Annotated in this window: 7 protein-coding genes; all 7 read right to left on the reverse strand. The window is 34.1% G+C overall.

Features of this window, described 5'->3' with window-relative positions:
- Positions 1–75: 75 nt before the first annotated feature.
- Complete coding sequence (locus tag FC091_RS08115; RefSeq protein ID WP_246035824.1) at positions 76–4,860, reverse strand: T9SS type B sorting domain-containing protein; 4,785 nt, start codon at positions 4,858–4,860, stop codon at positions 76–78.
- A gap of 165 nt (positions 4,861–5,025) precedes the next feature.
- Entirely contained in the window at positions 5,026–9,861 is a 4,836-nt protein-coding gene (locus tag FC091_RS08120; RefSeq protein ID WP_138433779.1) for a T9SS type B sorting domain-containing protein, read from the reverse strand.
- Between the two features lie 428 nt (positions 9,862–10,289).
- Complete coding sequence (locus tag FC091_RS08125) at positions 10,290–12,131, reverse strand: gliding motility-associated C-terminal domain-containing protein (RefSeq protein WP_246035825.1); 1,842 nt, start codon at positions 12,129–12,131, stop codon at positions 10,290–10,292.
- 37 nt (positions 12,132–12,168) lie between these two features.
- The gene (locus FC091_RS08130) at positions 12,169–14,634 is read right to left on the reverse strand and encodes a T9SS type B sorting domain-containing protein (RefSeq protein WP_138433780.1); all 2,466 of its coding nucleotides are present in this window, start codon (positions 14,632–14,634) and stop codon (positions 12,169–12,171) included.
- Positions 14,631–18,083: a T9SS type B sorting domain-containing protein gene (locus FC091_RS08135; protein WP_138433781.1), complete on the reverse strand. Its 3,453-nt coding sequence runs from the start codon at positions 18,081–18,083 to the stop codon at positions 14,631–14,633. The genes FC091_RS08130 and FC091_RS08135 overlap by 4 nt, the downstream gene beginning before the upstream one ends.
- Positions 18,084–18,187: 104 nt before the next feature.
- The gene (locus FC091_RS08140) at positions 18,188–19,033 is read right to left on the reverse strand and encodes an ABC transporter permease (protein WP_138433782.1); all 846 of its coding nucleotides are present in this window, start codon (positions 19,031–19,033) and stop codon (positions 18,188–18,190) included.
- Between the two features lie 51 nt (positions 19,034–19,084).
- Positions 19,085–19,987: an ABC transporter ATP-binding protein gene (locus tag FC091_RS08145; RefSeq protein WP_138433783.1), complete on the reverse strand. Its 903-nt coding sequence runs from the start codon at positions 19,985–19,987 to the stop codon at positions 19,085–19,087.
- Positions 19,988–20,022: the final 35 nt, after the last annotated feature.

Below are 20,022 nucleotides of genomic sequence, written 5' to 3' on the forward strand. Positions count from 1 at the left end.
TAAAAAATCCCCAATAGTGGGTATTTTCAATGCTGAAATGCCTAATAATTAGGTTTATAGGTGTGCTACGAATTTTTAACGCCTCAGCGCAAAGTGACCTTTAACCTCAAAAGAGGTGTTATTTTGTATTACTTTAGCAATAAACCAATAGTCACCGGCAGGCACAGGATTACCATTGTAAGAGCCATCCCAACCTGGAGAAGTATGCAGAAGTGTTTTTATGAGTTTACCATACCTGTCAAAAATATAGATAACCGTACCAGGAAGCGTTTCCACACCAGTTATATGCCAAGTATCGTATTGACCATCACCATTTGGAGTCATATGTTTTGGGGTATCAATCACTAAAACCTCTTTTGTAATTTGTGCACAGCCATTTTGGTCTATAATGGTTATGGTGTTGTGGCCAATAGGAACATTGTAGAAAGTTCCCGAAGTTTGAAAAGGTTCATCATTCAACTGATAGAGATAATTGCCAATACCAGTTACTGTAACAATGATGTTATTCGGATCTGCAAAATTTATGGTCTCAACAACATCAATTTCTGCAGAGTTAGATTCTGTTACAGAAAATGTAGATGTGGTTTGGCACCCAAATTCATTGGTAACCGTTACAGAATAGGACCCAATAGTAGTAATCTCAATAGAAGAAGACGTTTCATTTGTAGACCATTCATAGCTATGCGTCGGATTATTGGTTTCGGCAGATACGACTAGAGGCAAATCATTGAGACAAAGTACTTGATCATCAATAGCAACAAAAGGTTTATTATTGACGATGACAGAGAATTGCGTAATATTGAAACAACCTGTTATATTGTTTTCAACCCTTGCAAAAATAACCTCATTGTTTGAAGCCACATATTCATTGGTTAAAATATTATTATTTTCAATAGCATTTACCTCAGTGTTGTAGTAACTCACTGAGAATTCATCAGGATTTTGACCATTTAAAATTGAAATATCTTGCTGAGATAAATTAACAGTTAATTGTCCGTCAAAATCATCATCACATGCTATTATATCATCAGGTTGATTTGCAAGAGGAAGCGGATTGACATGTAACTCAAAAGGATAAATCGCGTAACAACCAGTAGTGGTATATTCAACTCGAGCGACCAAGTTTTCGATAGTATTTGTGTAGATGTAATCTGAGCTTAATGCATTATTATCATTTTCGGCATCGTCTGTAGTTTGATAATAACTGATTAAAACATTAAAGGTATTATTAACCAACAATAAATCAATATCGTGTAAGTCTAAAGTATTAGTGTTGTTATCACAAATATCATAAATACCAAACTGATTGATGGCAGGAGGTGAGTTGATAATCAGTTCAAAAGGAACAACCGAGAAACAATCTGTAGTGGCATTACGAACTCTGGCATATACTGTCTCAGGACTGTTACTATTTGTATAAGTCGTAGGATTACCGATAGCGTTTACATTATTTTGAGCATCAACTTCAGAATTAAAATAAGTAAAGTCAATATTGTACTGTCTGCCATCTAAGATGTTGAGTTCAATTTCGGTTAAATTCCACTCAACAGAAGTATCGTAATTATTACCACAGGCAACCAAGGATTGTCCATAAGTTACCTCAGGCAATGACAGTGTATTGAGGTTAAAGCTTTCAATATTATAACAACCGGAATTGGCATTTTCAATTCTTGTATATATAATTTGAGGATTCGTTGTCGCTGTGTAATTTAATGGAATGGCATTGGTGCCAAGTTCTGCATTAAGAGGTGTGGCATGAAATGATATATTTAATTCTGTGCTGCTACCAAGAGCTATTTCTTCAACCGTACTGTTAAGGTCTGTTGTGGCAAACCCTGTATTGCTTATATCACATTCGAAAACGTCGCTCGGAGCGTTATAATCTGGTGCTTGTCTCACTTCAATTTGAATAGGCGCAATATTGTAACATGCATTACCGGATTCATTTTCTAATCTAGCATAAATGGTTTGAGGATTTGACGTATTTTGATAAGGGACCGTTTTATCTATTTCGTTTTCTCTATTTATGGCATCGTTTTCAGTTTCAAAATAGAGGACTTGCATGCCTTGTTGGTTGCCAATAATCTCAGAGTCTTTATCTTCAAAAATAAAATTAGAAGACATGTTAGAATCTACCTCACAATTGACATAATTGAAAGTGTTTTCGATTTGAGGTACATCGTAAATTTGTATTTCAAAATTATTAATGGCAAAGCAATCAACTTCAGGAACTTGAATCCTAATAAAAATTTCGTCAGAGGCTGTGTTGTACTCGCTTGGGTTGTCAATTGGATTAATTCCTTCAAAAGCATCTTCAGAAGATGAATAATATGATATGTTGTAATCACTAGAGTTGTCAAAAACAGATTCAAAATGATTTGCCAAATCAACGATTTCAAATCCGTCAAGGTTATCATCACAGGCAATTAATGGCTGTAATGGGTTAATTTCTATTTGTTGAGGAATTGTAATATCTAAAGTTGTTATATCTGCACATTGCAGAAATAAATCATTTATTTTAACATAAAAACGTTGTGTGTTACCGGTAACATCATAAGTATTTCCTAATACATTCTCCTCATTTATGGCATCTTCTTCAGTTAAATAATAATCAACATTATTAGTCAATACGTCTTGTGCCATTAAATTGTTGAATTGTTGCAAAAAAATGGTTGTAGTATCATCATCAGCGTTGTAAATACCACAGGTAGTTGCCACTTGCGGAGACAACGAAGTGGATTCAAGAATATTTAATCTTAACTTTGAGATATATGAGCAATCTTCATACGAACTTCCAATAAACAATTCGTGCGCATTGGTAGCAGAATATGGTAGTGATTGGTCAATAGGGTTCACTTGGCTTATTGCATCTTCTTCGGTTTGATAAAATACAACTTCAATATCATAACCACGCTTAATTTCTTCTGACACATCCAATAGGTCAAAATCTACTATACCATCATTAGAACTATCATCGCAGCGTTCTATGTTAGTTTCCTGACCAAAAATACTATAGAGTAGATTTTTATGTATTTCCATAGTAATTGTTATTTCACAAAAATCGCCTGAGGATACAGCTAATGGAACTATAACTTCGGTTGATGAAGTCGTTATTTCTTCTGGTGGAAGTAATGGAAATAGTAAGGTTCTAAATGTAAAACCAGGATATTGCTCCTCAAGGAGTTGATGATATTCTAACAAATCATACGTATAAACCATGGAATCAAAATCGTATGCTACACCTTCGTCATAATCAATAAATTCAAAGTCCAAGGGTAAGCACATATCAAATACAAATTTATCTGGCATCCCTTCAAGTGGATATTGATAATCAAAATAAATAGTTGCTAAGGCATAACAATCGTTAAAAAGACTTTCTACTCTTGCAATAAAAAAAGGAATTTCATTTTCTATAGAAGGTATATCTTCAATCTCGTTAATCTGATTAATAGCATCACTTTCATTAAGGTAGTAAGTAACTGAAGTGTTAAACTCAAAGTTTGATACTCTAAAATCTAAACTACTTAGGTTGGTAACGCTGACGTCGTCTATTTCACTATTACAAACATCAATTGTATAATCTAAAGTGTTCGGTGCATCATTGACAATGATTTGAAAATTTCCAATTTGTAAACAATCACCACTCAAACTCTCTATCTTTACATATATGGTTTCTTCTTGTTGAGTGTTTTGATAGATACCCAATATAGGATTTATGTTGTTTTGTGCATCTTCTTGACTGGTATGATACGAAATAATATAATTAGAAGCTGGTAATTCGGCTAGAATTTCGTCGTTCTTTAAGAGTTCCAAATCAAAATCGTAAACTCCATCACTAGGTGCAGGGTCACATACAGAAAGATCTTCAATATATGCAGCTTCCTGATAGGGTATTATTTCAATCTCAATGCTGTCTTCTAACATACAGTTATTGTCTGCACTAGGAATTGTAATCTCAACATTATATGATCCAGATTGTTCAGCTAGTAATGTTGGATTGTTTTCTCCTGCTATCGGATTACCATTCAAAAACCACGTATAAATAGCAGATGGGTTATTAATGTCTGCGTTGAGAGTAAGATTACTACCGCAAACAGATTGGTCTGGTCCAAGATCTATTGCTCCACCAAAGCCTTCAGCCTCAATAAAAACTGCAGAATCAAAACGCTCGTCAATATGATCTGCGATTACAAATTTTATTTCATATTCTTCATTAGGTATAACTGCTGTATTGGCTATTAATACTGTAGATTGACCATTGAAGTTTGTACTCGGTAAATTGTAACCCTGAAAATAATCTTCATTCATGGCATCACAAAAGCCATTGATATTTGGATGGATTGTGTTAGTGCTAATTTCTGTAGCTGTTTCGGGTACTAATGCAATATTTACATAAGGATCAGAGCTGCCAGCAGGTCTGATTAAAATGGCAAATACATCTTTAAAAGTACAAGGGTAATCTTGTTGGTATTCGTCTGATGCAAAAAGGTATTTAAAAGCAACAAAGTTGTTGGCTGTGGTAAAATTAAATTGAATTGAGGTTGCGTTAAGGGTTTGATCTATTCCAAGTACATTCAATACGTCTGGATCTGTTTGCCAGTTAAGATCACCATCACTAAGATTGTCTGAGAAGATAGAGTTGCCAGCATTTGTTACATTACCTGTAGATAATATAATACCGCTCTCTAGAGGGAAATTAGAGGAGCCTCTATCAAAGCTTCCAAAACTTGTAATATTATTAACATTGCCGTTTTGAGGTGATGAGATGTTGTTAACAGAAGCACAATTTTCACCTACCAGATTTTGGATAAGTTGTTGCGGAGTTAGCGTGTTGTCTGTAACGATTTGTTGGGAAAACAAAAAGTTTACGTACAACAGAAATAGGAGAAGAGTAAATAATCTATTCCTTATCATAGCTAATTTTTTTAGAGAACAGTAATATTACTTAAGTACTCTTACCATCAAAGATAGGAATTTCCTTATGTTTTCTTAAATTTTAACTAACTATTTGCTTTAAGTAAGTATTTAACGACGAATTGCAAAGTGACCTTTGACTTCAAAAGATTGGCTACCTCTTACAACATTAGCTACAAACCAATAATCACTAGCAGGTAGGTTATGTCCATTTAAAGTGCCATCCCAACCTGGGCCATCGTGTCCTAAAGTCGTTAAGTGTTTACCATAACGATTAAAAATATGAATGATGGTTCCGGGAAGTGTTTCTACACCAACGATATGCCAAGTGTCATAAAGACCATCTCCATTTGGTGACATATGTTTTGGAATATCAATTACCAAAATATCTCTAGTTACTTCCGAACAACCGTTTAAATCTATAATAGTAATGGTATGGTAGCCCATGCCTACATTATCAAAAAAGTTAGATTCTTGAGGCTCGCCATCATCTAATTGATACAAGTAATCTCCAATACCACTTATAGTTACTGTTATATTATTAGGGTCTGAAAAATCAATAACCTCAGTTGCTTCTATGGTTGCAGCTTCAGATTCTACTACACTAAACACTCTTGTGTTTTCGCAGCCAAATTCGGTGGTTACAGTCACCCAATAGGTACCAATTTCTGTAATTTCAATTTCTGATGTGGTTTCACCAGTAGACCATATGTATTGGTCTGTTGGGTTGTTGGTGTTAGCAGAAACAATTAATGGCAGATTATCTAAACAAATCACCTGATCTTCAATATCTATTACAGGTAAAGGGTGAATAATAACTGAAAATTGTGTTACTGAGTAACAAGCAGTAGCATTGTTTTCTACTCTTGCGTATATGATTTCAGAATCAAAAGCAATGTAGTCTGTATCTACTGCAGATAAATTACTGTTGGCATCATCCTCTGAATTATGGTAAGTTATTGTGAAATCAGAAGGGTTTTGTGTACCTAATATTTCAGTATTTTGTTGTGATAAATCAAAGTCTAATAAGCTATCAAAATCATCATCACAAGCTTCTAAATCAGTGGGTTGGTTGGCAATAGGCAGCTGATTTACATTAAGATTAAATTCGTAAACGGTAAAACAATATGTAGTACTGAATTCGGCACGTGCAAAAAGTGTATCGTTATTGGTAGAGTAGGTATAATCTGTGTTTAATTCATTCTCGTTTGCATATGCATCAGCTTCTGTAATATAGTAACTGAATAGGACATTAAAACTCTCATCCATAATAACCTCATTAATTTCGGTTAAGTCGAAACTATTATCCTCACTTTCGCATATGTCATAAGATTGAAAATCATTTATAACAGGAGGCATATTTACACTTAAATCAATAGGAACTAATACATAACAATTTGATATTGTATTATTTATTTTAATATAAACAGTTTGCGGATTACTTGTATTTGTGTAAGCTTCAGGATTTGAAATTACGTTGCTGTTAGTTTCAGCATCTTCATAGTTTTCAAAATAAGTAATCTCAATATCATCTTGTCTAACATCTAAAATATCAAATTCAGCATTGGTTAAATCAAACTCTGTAAATCCATCATAATTGGTGTCGCAGGCTATTAAAGGTACAGAAGGATTAACATCTGGTACTTGTATCACATTGAGTTCAAAAGACGTTATAGAGTTACATATTGTGCCATTATCAATTTGAACAAAAATAGTTTGTGGGTTTACCGTATTGGTAAATTGAAGTGGTAGAGGGTCAATACTATTTTCGGCATTATTTAATGACGTGTAAAAAGTAACAGCTAGGTTGTCTGATATACCTTCTGATATTTCAGTAATCTTGGTAGATAAATCAAAAGTTTCTGAGCCGTCGTTAGATATGTCGTCGCAAACAAACCAATCCGCAGGCTCGTTATAGACAGGATTTGTACCTACTTCTATAATAAAACTTGTTGTGCCATAACAATCTTGATCTGTTGTATTTTCTACTCTAACAAAAATAGTTTGTGGAGTTGAGGTGTTTTGGTAAGCTACATCTTTATTAATAGCATTTGTTCTGTTATGTGCGTCTTCTTGGCTTAAGTAGTATAAGACTTCTTTACCAGTTTGTCCATTTAAAATTTCTGCATCTTTAGTATTAAAAATGAAATCGGCAAATCCATCGCTACTATCCTCACAGATTTTATAATTATCTATCGCAGTAAATACAGGTAAGGTGTTAACTATAATATTTAGTTCTTCTGTAGAATGGCAACCGGTAGTTGTGTTTTCTACTCTTATATAAATACTTTCGGTTTGTGCATTATAACTACTTTCATTAGTTATAGCATTGCTACCATTGTCAGCATCTGTTTGGCTATTATAAAAAGTGATTTGTCTTTCATTTGTACTACTTACTACCTGTTGGATAACGTCTAACAGATTAATAGTAAATAAACCGTCTTGATCATCATCACAAATAACAATATCACTAGGAGTAGAAGTAATTGGAGCTTCTAGAACCGTAATCTCAAAAAAGTTAACATCAGAACAACCAGTTTCATCTGAAGTTATTCTAGGATAAACTGTAAAAGGATTTGTTGTGTTGGTATAAAAATTTGGTAGTACGTTAGTAGCGTTTCTAGCGTCTTGTTCTGTTAAAAAGTAAGTAACGCTAAATCCATCTAAGGCATCAGTGACTTGAGCATCAAATTGCGATAAGTCTGTAGTTGTAAAACCATCCTGATCTTCATCACAAACGGTTTGGCTGTTAATATTTTCGAACTCATAAACAGGAACAAGGGTAATATCTATTTGTTCTATATCATAGCATGTAGCACTAGACAATCCCAAATAAATGGTTTGTGGATTACTCGTTGGTACAAAAGGTACTGATTGATCTATTGCATTTACTTGATTGTCTCTGTCATTCTCTGTTAAATAGAACTCAATAGAAATACCAAACTCTATTGGTAAATCATTTATTATACTTGTAGCTATTGACAAAAAACTAAACTCTTCAACACCATCATTATCGATGTCACAACGTGAAATATCGTCAATATCTGTAGCTGTTAATAGTAAATTGGTATGTATTTCAATTGGTGTTACAGAAGCACAACTTGTAGTGTTGCTTTCAACCCTTATGTACACAATCTGTTCCTCAGAGACAATATTCGTGTAGTTAGTATCATCTGCTATTGGGTTAATTCCTATTAAAGCATCATCATTTGTTTCATGAAAGGTGACAGTAACACCGGTTAAACCTTGTAAGACATCAGGTATTATGCTCGTTAAATCGAAATTAGCAAAACCATCATGGTCTGCATCACACGCATCTATGAAATGTTCTTCTGTATTTATAACAGGATTATCTAAAACAGTAATATCTAAAGTTGTAGTGCTTATACAACCTGTAAACTCATCTCTAACACTTACAAAAACTTGTTCGTTACTGCTAGTATTTACATATGGCATCGGTAGAGGATTAGTACCACTAGCTGCGTCTGAAAGTGTACTGTGATAGGTAACTATAAGATTAGTAAGACCGTTAGTGATTTCATCATTTTTTATATTTAGGTCTATGGTTGTAAATCCATCAGCAACTTGGTCATCGCAAACTTCTAATGGAGAAGGATTATTGATGTTAGGTAATGAATTAACAGTAAGATTGAAGTTTGAAAATGCCAAGCAACCGTCATTATTGTCTTCAATTCTTAAATATATTACTTGTGGATTTGTTGTATTTTCAATAGGGTTGGTAATAGGATTAACGCCACTCTGAGCTTCGATGTCAGAATAGTGATATGATATAGTATAGTTTGAAGAAGGCACAGAAGCTAAAACTTCAGCATCTTTAGTCGATAAATCAAATAGTTCTATGCCATCATTGCTTATATCATCGCAAATTTCAAAATCAGAAATTGGATCTGAAGATTGTGTGGAACTTAAAGTAAGGTTAATATCATCCTCAATAACGCAAGTGCTGCCAGAGAGAGGAATTTCTATTTCAACGCGATAGTTACCTGTAACGCTTGCATTAAAATTAGTTTGGTTCGCACCAGGAATTAAAACATCATTAAAGTACCAACTATATGTTGCCTGTGGGTTGCCTATATCTCCATCTAAAGTAACTTCACTTGCGCAGGTTGAAAAATCTTCACCTAAATCTACTGAAGCATTAAAACTATTACCTTGTATAAAAACTGCAGAGTCATAGTTTTCATCAGTTTGGTCTGCAATAATTAATTTTATTTGATATTCTACATTGGGTTGTATAGCGGCAGTTGCAGACAATACTGTGGTTCTACCGTTGTAATTTGTATCACCAAGACTATAACCTTCAAAATATGCTTCATTAGAAGCTTCGCAAAATCCAACAATTTCATCATGAACTGTATTGGTGTTAACGGGAGTAGTAGTGCCAGGTACCACAGCAATATTAGTATACGGATTGTTAGTGCCAGCCTCTCTAATTAAAAAAGCAAAACCATCTGAGTACTGACAAGGAAAGTTTCCAAAATATTCTTCAGAGGCTAAAATGTAATTAAATTGAATTTGATTTGATATAGAGGTAAAATTAAACGCAATAGATGTAGCATTAAGAGTTCCTGTAATGCCAAGAGCAGTCTCTAAATCTGAGTCAGTTCCCCAACTACTGCTACCTTCGTTTAAGGTTGCTGAATTTTCTATATTTCCTGCAGAATTGGCATTACCTGTACTTAATACAATTCCGTTTTCAAAAGGGAAGTTTGAATTTGCTCTTTCAAAATAACCAAAACTACCCAAACCAGCCACACTGCCGTTTGTGGGAGAACTAATATTAGACACTTCTACACAACCTTGTATGAGATTGTTTTCAATTAAATTTTGAGGGCTAAGCGAATTATCTACCGAGATTTGCTGACCATAAGAAAAGCAAAAAAATAAGCAAAAGCATAATAGGAGGGAGCGGTTAATACAATCCATAAGTTAGGTTAAGTTTTCTGGGTACAAAGTGTTGTCATTTTTGGGGCTGACCTATTGTACGCTTGTAAGCGCGAAAAATACGTGTAATGAAGATGAAACACAAAAAAACACGATGAAATACACGTAATGTTAACATTTTAAAACAATTTGTATTCTTAATCGTACAAAAAAGACCTCAAAAAGAGGTCTTTTTCCCAAATTGAAATTTCGAAAACATTACAGCCTCAACAATAATGTTCCTTAACCTGAAACTCCATATTGTTGTTTTCCTTCTTGGAAAAACATAGCTTTCGATAAATAAAATATTAAGAGGGAAAGTGTATGATAATTGGGAGGGAAATTGAAAATCAATACACAATAACTAAAATTAATTGATGATTTTCTTATCTGCAAATGAAAAAGATAAACGGACAAAAATCTTAACAATTCTAGTAATTTACGTACACCCAACCTACCATTGGTCGATAGTTAGGATCATTAAGGTTTAAAATGTAGTAGTATGTACCAACAGGAACCGTTTTGCCATGATTATTTATTCCTCGATTTATTTTTCCATTCCATGGTTTTTCGTTGTTGCCTTCAAAAATGATATCACCATAACGGTTGTAAATTTGTAACTCATGCGCTGTAAAGATATCGTAAAGCCCTTGTATATTAAACCAATCGTTAAAGTTATCCTCATTTGGTGAGAACCCATTTGGTACATAAGGAGGACAATTTTCTATTGAAAGCTGAAATTGATAAATCTCATAACAGGGTGGACTTTCTAAACGTACATAAATAGTTTCAGGATTTGAAATATTATTGTAGTTAGTTGGTATTAAAATAGAATTTGATGCTGATTCTAAATCTTCCAGTGATTGATAAAAAGAGATAAGGGTTTCATCATAATTCAGATTAATTAAGGCATCATATAGATTATAAGTTGAAGTTTCAAAACCTTCGTTACACCCGATTAAGCCTGGTAAAGTAATAATGTCTGGTATAACTAATAATTCAATATCAATAAAGTTAGTGTTATTATTTTCGTTAGTTTCGGTTACAGTCCCAGACATGCTGCCATCATCATCAACACTGGCGACTATGGTTAAATTTGGATTGGATTCTTGAGGAACAGTTAAGGTGATTGTATTAGACTCAGATGCACCAATATTTAAAGGGCTTATGGTTTGGCTTTGACCAATGAGAAGATCATCTAAATAAAATGCAATAGGTGTATTTACTGGTAAAACATCTGTACTATTAAAGTTGTTTACAGTATAGAAAATCTCGATGCTATTATCACCACAATTCACTATAAAATCATTAATGTCTATTGTAGCATCTGGCAATTGACTGTTGAGTACTGTAATAATATTATTTAGAATTATGAGGTCTGCACTGAAGCCTCCGTTTTCATTAATGCCACCAGTAGTTAATTTTATGGATACAGAAGTATCGCCAATATTTATATTATTTTCTAAATCGTAAACGTCTAAATCTGCATTATAAAATGTGGTAGAATTGGTAAATGTATTTGTACCGTTAAAAGCATTGTCTGCGAGATTTAAAGGTGGATTTGAAATAATATTATCATTAACCGATAGCGATTCGCCATAATTAAGACTATTATCTCCTTCCCATGCCAGAAAACCAATTTTAGCACCTTGGTTATCAATAACATCAATATTTTCTAGGGTAATTTCTTTTTCTTGTATATTACGGTTAATGATTTCAAGACCTTGATATAAGTTTATTTGGTTTAAAGGTAAATTATCATTTTGATAAATGACGTAAATACTCCAACCACCAAAATTAGTCCTGTTATTGCAATATCCAGGATTAGACATTAATTCAGCGCTTATATCTAGGTCTGAAAACTCATAGTTTCCATTTCCTTGGCTAAGTACTATGTCGGTAATATCTGCGTAGCAAGAAAAATAATCAAGAGGTCCATTTAAAATATCATTAAAGGTTACACTGTATAAATCTTCACTAGAAATTTGTATGTCGTTTAGAGTAACTTCCGTATCACCAGAGCCAGAGCCTGCCCAGTACAAATAGGCTTTTATAATTTCGTTTTCTGAATTTAATGAAAGGGTTGCATCAGAGGATTCTAGAAGTGAACAAAAACTTTGATCAATATTGTTTTCTGCTTGGTTTAAAGTGTTTCCGATAGCAGTATAATCATACCTGCCATTAAACTGCTCAAACAGAGAAATATCTTGTGCAAACAGTTGATGTGCCAAGCCTAAAAAAAGCAAAGTGAATATGTAGTGAGCTTGTTTCAATAGGCTTAGGTTGGTTCATCTAAATTACAATATATATTTATCGCACCAAACTAAAGTGACTGGTAAACGTTCTGCCGTCTTCTAGTTGAACTTTAAACCAATAGTCGCTTGAAGGCATAAGCGCACCATTATATGTGCCATCCCAACCACCACTAAGAGGGTTGAGTTCTGCCAGCAATTTACCATAACGATCAAAAATTAAAATACTTGTATTTGGTTGAAATTGGCGACTAATACCTCTGACCTGCCAAAATTCATTAACACCATCACCATTTGGTGTAAAGAATTTAGGAAAGCCAATAACAGATACTAATTCTTCGGAAATACCGCAATCGTTTTTGTCTCTTACAAATACGGTGTAAAGTCCTGGTAAAATATCCTCAAATATATTTGAGTCTTGATAAGGCCCATCAATATCATCCAAAGCATATTCATAATCACCCTCACCAGAGACCAAAACTGTAATCGTATTGTTGTTAGAAGCATCAACAACTTCAATAGCATCAATAGTTGCAATGTTAGATGGTAAAACGGTAATAGTTCTATCTTTAAAACAACCATTTACATTACTTACTCTGACATTGTATGTGCCAGGTGCGTCAACTTCTATAGTTGCTGTATCTTCACCAGTAGACCAATCAAATAAATAATTGCTAGGTGAGTCGTTAATAACACCAGCATCCAACACTATGGTTTCGGGAAAACTATTGAGACAGTATAAGGTTTCAAATTCGGTTTCAATATCAGGAAGTTCGTAAACCGTAAGTTCAATTTCACTTATTCCGTAACACGCATTGGCATTTTCAACACGTGTGTAGATGGTTTGATTATAAGGAATAGTGTTGGTGAAATTGGCGGTAAGTGGATTGACTTCAACTAGAGCATCTTCATAAGTTTCATAATACTGAAGGTCTAAACCAGCAGGAGCACCAGCCAAGACAATGGCGTTAGTGTCGTTAAGATTAAATGTTGCAAAACCATCTTCAGTACCATCAGCATCGCATACAGCAATACTAGCATCATTAGATGATGTAGTACTCACTTCTAAAGACACCTCACTAAAACTTACACAACCCGTAACAGTATTGGTTACTCTCGCATAAATAATTTGAGGATTAAAGAAGTTTTCAAAAGCATCAGGATTAATGGCGTCGGTCTCGTTCTCTGCGTCAGTTTGAGATAGGTAATAACTAATAATTGCATTGGCATCGTTATTAGTAATTTCGCTATTAATTTCATTAAGATTGAAGGTTGTAAAACCCTCTGGTATGCCGTCTTCGTCACATTGTATTAGCGATACATCATTGGCAATAGGTTTAGCAGCTACTATTATATTAAATGAAGTAAACCCTACACAACCAGTATTTATATCTTCTATTCTCGCAAAAATTTCGGTTGGTGTTGCTGAAGTATTTGTATAAATAGTAGGTAAAGCTGAAGTATTAGCTACAGCATCACCTTCAGATAAATGGTAGCTTATATTGAGATTAGCACCTAAGATACCATTCTCAATTTCCTGTGTTTTGACATCAAAATCGAAAGTTGTTTGTCCATTTTGATCATCACCATCTGTATCATCATCGCACAATTGATACGTGGAAGGATTATTAAAATTTGAAAAACTAGTAATATTAATAACGATATCATTTATGATAAAGCATCCTGTAACGGTATTTTCTATTCTTATAAACACAGTTTGGGTGATTGGAAAACTCGTAAAAATATTGCCTAGAGGGTTTATATTGATGGTGGCATCGTTTTCTGATATGTGATAACTCACAGCTACATCATTAGCACCATTGATAATATCTTGTGTTAAGCTAGTAAAATCGACCTGAGTAATATCATCATCGAAAGGTGCCGTACGGTCACAAAGCTCTAAAGGAGGTAAACTTGTAATGTTTGGGTTTGTTAACACAGGATTTGAAGGACTTTCAGGGAATGTCGCTGTGCCTGTCCATTCTAATGAGAAAGGACTGTTGCCTATAGGTCTATCAATGACTAAAAAATAAGTTTCGCCTGCTAGTACATCTAAATCACTTACAAAGCTATCTCCATCTGCTCCAGGTCCTTCATTAGGATCCGGATCATCCGGACTCATACCTGTACGGTTGTTACCTTGATTAGCTGCTGCAGGATTGGTGGTTGAGCATCTGATAGTTTGACCTAAATTACCACAAGTGGCATTAGGACCAAATAGAAAAAAGTCGTAATCCTCAGAAATAGCCGTACTACTTGGTGTTAATGTAAAGGCAAGTGTGCCAGAGGTTGCAATAGTCACCTGAAACCAGATGCTGTTATTTTCACCACTTCCACAATCGCTTAATCCTTGTACTTCCTCAACACCTTGTCCATTAACATCAAAACTAAAACTAGAGTTTCCACAAACTGTAACTGCATTTATGCAATCATTTGGTTCTTGTCCTAAACAAAAAATACTAAAGCTTAGGGCGCTTATTATTAAAAAGTATTTGTTTAAAAATAAATTTGGTTTCAATATCATCGTTTTAAAGAAAAGTGACTGGTAAATGTTCTACCATCTTCTAGTTGAACTTTAAACCAATAGTCACTCGCTGGCATGTTAGCTCCATTATATGTGCCATCCCAACCAGAGCCGAGTGGATTGAGTTTTGTTAAAAGTTTACCGTAGCGGTCAAAAATTAAAATACTTGTATTTGGCTGAAATTGGCGACTAATACCTCTGACCTGCCAAAATTCATTAACTCCATCACCATTTGGAGTAAAGAATTTAGGAAAACCAATAACAGATACTAATTCTTCAGAAATACCACAATCGTTTTTGTCTCTTACAAATACGGTGTAGAGTCCAGGTAAAATATTCTCAAATATATTTGAGTCTTGATAAGGCCCATCAATATCATTCAAAGCATATTCATAATCACCTTCACCAGATACCAAAACTGTAATCGTATTGTTGTTAGAAGCATCAACAACTTCAATAGCCTCAATAGTTGCAATGTTAGATGGTAAAACGGTAATAGTTCTATCTTTAAAACAACCATTTACATTACTTACTCTGACATTGTATGTGCCAGGTGCGTCAACTTCTATAGTTGCTGTATCCTCACCAGTAGACCAGTCAAAGAAATAATTACTAGGTGAGTCATTAATAACACCAGCATCTAATACGATAGTATCAGGAAAACTATTGAGACAGTACAAGGTTTCAAATTCGGTTTCAATATCGGGAAGTTGGTAAACGGTAAGCTCTATTTCACTGATGCCATAACACGCATTGGCATTTTCAACACGTGCGTAGATGGTTTGATTATAAGGAATAGTGTTGGTGAAATTGGCGGTAAGTGGATTGGCTTCAACTAGAGCATCTTCATAAGTTTCATAATACTGAAGGTCTAAGCCAGCAGGAGCACCAGCCAAGACAATGGAGTTAGTGTCGTTAAGATTAAATGTTGCAAAACCATCTTCAGTACCATCAGCATCGCATACAGCAATGCTGGCATCATTAGATGATGTGGTGCTGACTTCTAAGGTAACCTCACTAAAACTTACACAACCAGTTGAGGTATTAGTGACCCTTGCGTAAACTGTTTGAGGATTAAAGAAATTATTAAAAGCATCAGCGTCAATTTCATTTTGTTCGTTTTCTGCATCTTCAAGAGAAAGGTAATAGCCAACGTTTCTATCTGTTTCGTTATTTATAACATCATCGCTAAATAAACCAATATTAAACGTTGTGAAGCCTTCTGGTATACCATCTTCATCACATTGTACAATAGAAATGTTATTTGCCACTGGCGCATCATTAATGGTAAGTTGAAAACTTCCTATGCTGTAACAATCTGTGTTATTTGTGTTTTCTATTCTAACAAAAATAGTTTCGTTAACTGGTGTTGTATTTGTATAAGTTAACGCTAGTGCCGAGGTGTTATCGTCTGCATCTTGTTGGCTGGGATGAAAGGTTATGTTTGTGTCGGTTTCTGGTTGTTCTCCTCTAATGGATGGGATTAGGTCATTGAGTTGAATAGTTGCAATACCATCAGTTGGGTCGCCTTCATTATCGCAGAATTCTATATTATTTAATTGAACGATTTGTGGTGTGTTAAAAACTACAATTTGAAAACTAGTGACATCAAAACAATTAGTATTATCTATATTATCAACCCTAACATAAATTGTATTGTCCGGATTGTTGGTGTTACTGTAAGGGAAAGTTATTTCATTTTCAAGATTATTAGCATCATCCATAGATTCAAAATAACGCACATTATATTGTGTAGCGGATTGATTTAAAAGTGCTTCACTATTTTTATTGGTAAAATCTAAACCGTCAACAATACCATCGTTTCCGAAATCATCACAGACAATAACATCTGAAACAGAGTTTGCAACAGGGATATCAAAAACACCAACAACTGCACTACCTTCAATAGGACATTCGCCATTATTGGGTTCTATGTAAACTTCATAAAAACCAGGAGTATCAATAATTAGCTGTGCTTGGTTATTTCCTGCAATAGGATTACCATCAAAAGACCAAACATAATCGGCACCGGGAATATCGTCTGCCTGTAATGTGTAACTATCTCCAATACACAATCGCAATTCTGAGGTGCTTATTCCGTTTCTGATTATATCTATTTCAGAGCCTAGAAACGATGTAATAAATGGCGGTAAACCTAACCTTGCAGAAGTGCCAACAGCTAAGGCTTGTCCAGAAACGTTATAAGTAGAGGTTAATCCAGCTTCACTTGGGTTTTCAATAACATCTAAAGTGTTTATGTTTAAAGTGTTGCACACATAAATTTTATTGTTGGGAGCTAATTGCATCGAAGAAATAAAACCAGTATTAATTGGTTGTTGATGGATAATAGTTTCAGTATTGTTGTTGTCAAGATCAAATTGGTTAACATTATTTGTATTAGTATTTGTATTTCTGTATGTAACATAGACTTTTTTAGAGTCAGCAGAAAATTCAGTTCCGTAAGCAGAAATATTTGCTAATAGATTAACAGGATTACTCACAGTTCCTGTTTCATTATCAAAATCATATAGCCAAAAACTACCTGTATTTTGAGAATTTGCAACATTACTTGGTTGATTGATATTTTGAGCATGACATACAGCTATTTTTGTACCATCAGGCGAAGATTTCATGTAGCCAATACCATTTCGTCTGTAACCTTGTGTGGTAATGTTTGGTGGAACTACTGAGGTTACTGGAGTTAAATCATTAAAACCATTTGAGTCTATTTTGAAGGCATAAAACGTATCTACAAATTGAGTAATTACCCACATAGTCTCGCAATCTGATCCTTGGACAGCAGTAATCTTTTCTGCACATTTGTATAAAACTTGGTCTGGATTCGAAGTATCATAAGTTATAAGGTGTACATTTTTTTCTGTAGGAACCACATCACCTAAGCCTCCATTTAGCGTCATATCTACTAATGAGTAGTTAAAACCATTATTAAAGCCGTCATCCGCTTGTGGTACAGTTTGCGATGCTGAAGAAGAAGGGTTTTCTTGATATTCATTTAAAGGATTTCCGTTTTGATCTGCAGGGCCTTGGTTAGGATCAGCCCAAGAGTTATTGTGGTGAGGCTCATCTACGGTAAAGATGTAGAACAAATCACTGTTTGTAGGGTGAGGAATAATTACTCCAGAAGACGTGCTTGATGGATCACCGAGTAATCCTGTACCACCAAAATAATTACCATTGGGCATTATTTGATTATTTCGGTTCCATACAGTTCTGCCGTCTGTGTAGAAGCGTAAATTACCGTTTTCATCAGAAATTGAAGAGCAGCCTTCGTTGGTACTTATGGCAGTGCTAACAGGTGTTACGTTTCCAGTAGCTAAATCAAAATTAAGACCAGCATTGATGCCAAATGCCCAATTTGTAGTTTCTTCTTGAGCAAGTGCGATAATTCCAAATAATAATGCAAAAACTAAGGCGGTTTTCTTTTTCATAATTGCTTTGACGTACACTACACACTTTAATACTATTATAACAACTAGAACTTAAAAACTCCTATAGTAAGTATTAAAATTACATAGCAATTACCTCAAAGTTATTACAAATCTCTCTTTTTTAATAATCTATAAGACAAAAATATAAATAATGCTGTCCAAACTATTACAATCAAAATTTCTTGCCATTGTACTGTGTAATCATGGATTAACCCAATATCTTCTGGATTGATTCTGGTGGCATACCTTACCATTGGTTGCTCAATAAGATTATAAAGCGACATTAGTGGAAAAAATTGACTAATACCTTCTGCAAAATTATAGCCAATTTCTTGGGCCTGATTTTCATAAACTTCCCATCTCATATAGGCATAAGAAATCCATTCGATAGCACTTAAAATAATTATAATTCCGATAGAGAAAACAGATCGTTTTACTAATAGAGTTATGAATAAACAGAATGAGAAAAAGCCAACAAGTTTTAAAAAATATGCTAAAAGGTATTCTAGGTCTGTAAATACAATCGAAGCTTCTGTGTACGTACTGTAGATTGACCCAATAATAATAGACATTATAAAAACACCTACTGTAGAAACAAGAGCGTATGCTAAAATGACGTAAAATTTAGAAAGAATCATTTCCTTTTTACTGAGGCCATCAATTAGATTTTGTTTTAACGTCCTGTAATTATATTCATTAGAAATCATAGAAATAGCAACAAGGGCAAAGAACATTTTAAAAATGGATGCAAAATAAGTATTCCAATGCCAGATAAAAGGGAAATTGAAAATACCATATTCACTCGGATCTAATCTTATGAAACCTAGATCTATTTTGATGGAAGTAATAAACGCAATGGTAAACGGAAGTACAAAAGAAAGAATGATTAGCACTCTGCTCGATTTGTTATTCCAGAGTTTAAAAAGTTCAATATTTAGAAGTCGTAACATGATGTTTTGATTGGTTATTTGGTTTATTTCTAATTATAATATTTAGAAATGTTAGTTTAAATTATCAGTAAGTTTTAAGAATTGTTCTTCTAAACTTTCTTTACGTTTTACAAGATGAGATAAAGTGATACCTTTTTCGAACATGAGTTTATTAAAGTCTGAAGCTGACATAGGTTCCTCTAAAAAAGCTGTAATTAAATCATCTTCTATTTTTAGTTTGCTAAAATTAGAGTGGGTTTTTAGTAGTGTAATAAGCTCATCTTGCTGATCTGCTTTTAGTTCAAAAAAGCCATGACTACTTATCATTTCATCAACACGGCCAGAGTATAATTTTTCACCTTTTCTTAGTACTACAACATGAGAGCAAACTTTTTCTACTTCATCTAATAGGTGAGAGGCTAACAAAATGGTTGTACCATCAGCAGCAATGTCTTTTATAATTTGACGGATTTGATGAATTCCTTGTGGGTCTAAACCATTAGTTGGCTCATCTAAGATTAAAATTTCAGGATCATTAAGTAATGCAGAAGCTATTGCTAAGCGTTGCTTCATACCTAAGGAGTAGGTTTTAAATTTATGGTATTTTCTGTCTAAAAGACCGACAATTTCTAGTTTTTCGTCAATTTTATAAAGTGGTACACCTTTTATTTTACAGACTAACTTTAGGTTTTGTTCTGCACTCATGTAAGGATAAAAGTTAGGACGTTCTATAATAGCTCCTACTTGCTTTAAGGCATTATGAGTAGACATGGTGCCATCAAACCAATGAAAATCTCCATTTGTTTTGTTTACCACATTTAGCACAATACCAAGTGTTGTAGATTTACCACTTCCGTTTGGTCCTAATATACCGTAAACGTTGCCTTTATTTATAGTAAAGCTTAAGTCTTTAACTGCTGTTAACGCACCAAACTTTTTTGTAAGATTATTGATTGTAAGGATTGGTTGTTCCAAAATTGATTGGGTTTAAATATTGTATAAAACAACAT

Source organism: Winogradskyella algicola, from assembly GCF_005869935.1.
Classification (GTDB): domain Bacteria; phylum Bacteroidota; class Bacteroidia; order Flavobacteriales; family Flavobacteriaceae; genus Winogradskyella; species Winogradskyella algicola.

Coding starts and splice junctions, on each gene's coding strand:
- FC091_RS08140 (WP_138433782.1), bottom strand. CDS start 19,033: ATGTTACGACTTCTAAATATTGAACTTTTTAAACTCTGGAATAACAAA.
- FC091_RS08120 (WP_138433779.1), bottom strand. CDS start 9,861: ATGGATTGTATTAACCGCTCCCTCCTATTATGCTTTTGCTTATTTTTT.
- FC091_RS08135 (WP_138433781.1), bottom strand. CDS start 18,083: ATGAAAAAGAAAACCGCCTTAGTTTTTGCATTATTATTTGGAATTATC.
- FC091_RS08130 (WP_138433780.1), bottom strand. CDS start 14,634: ATGATATTGAAACCAAATTTATTTTTAAACAAATACTTTTTAATAATA.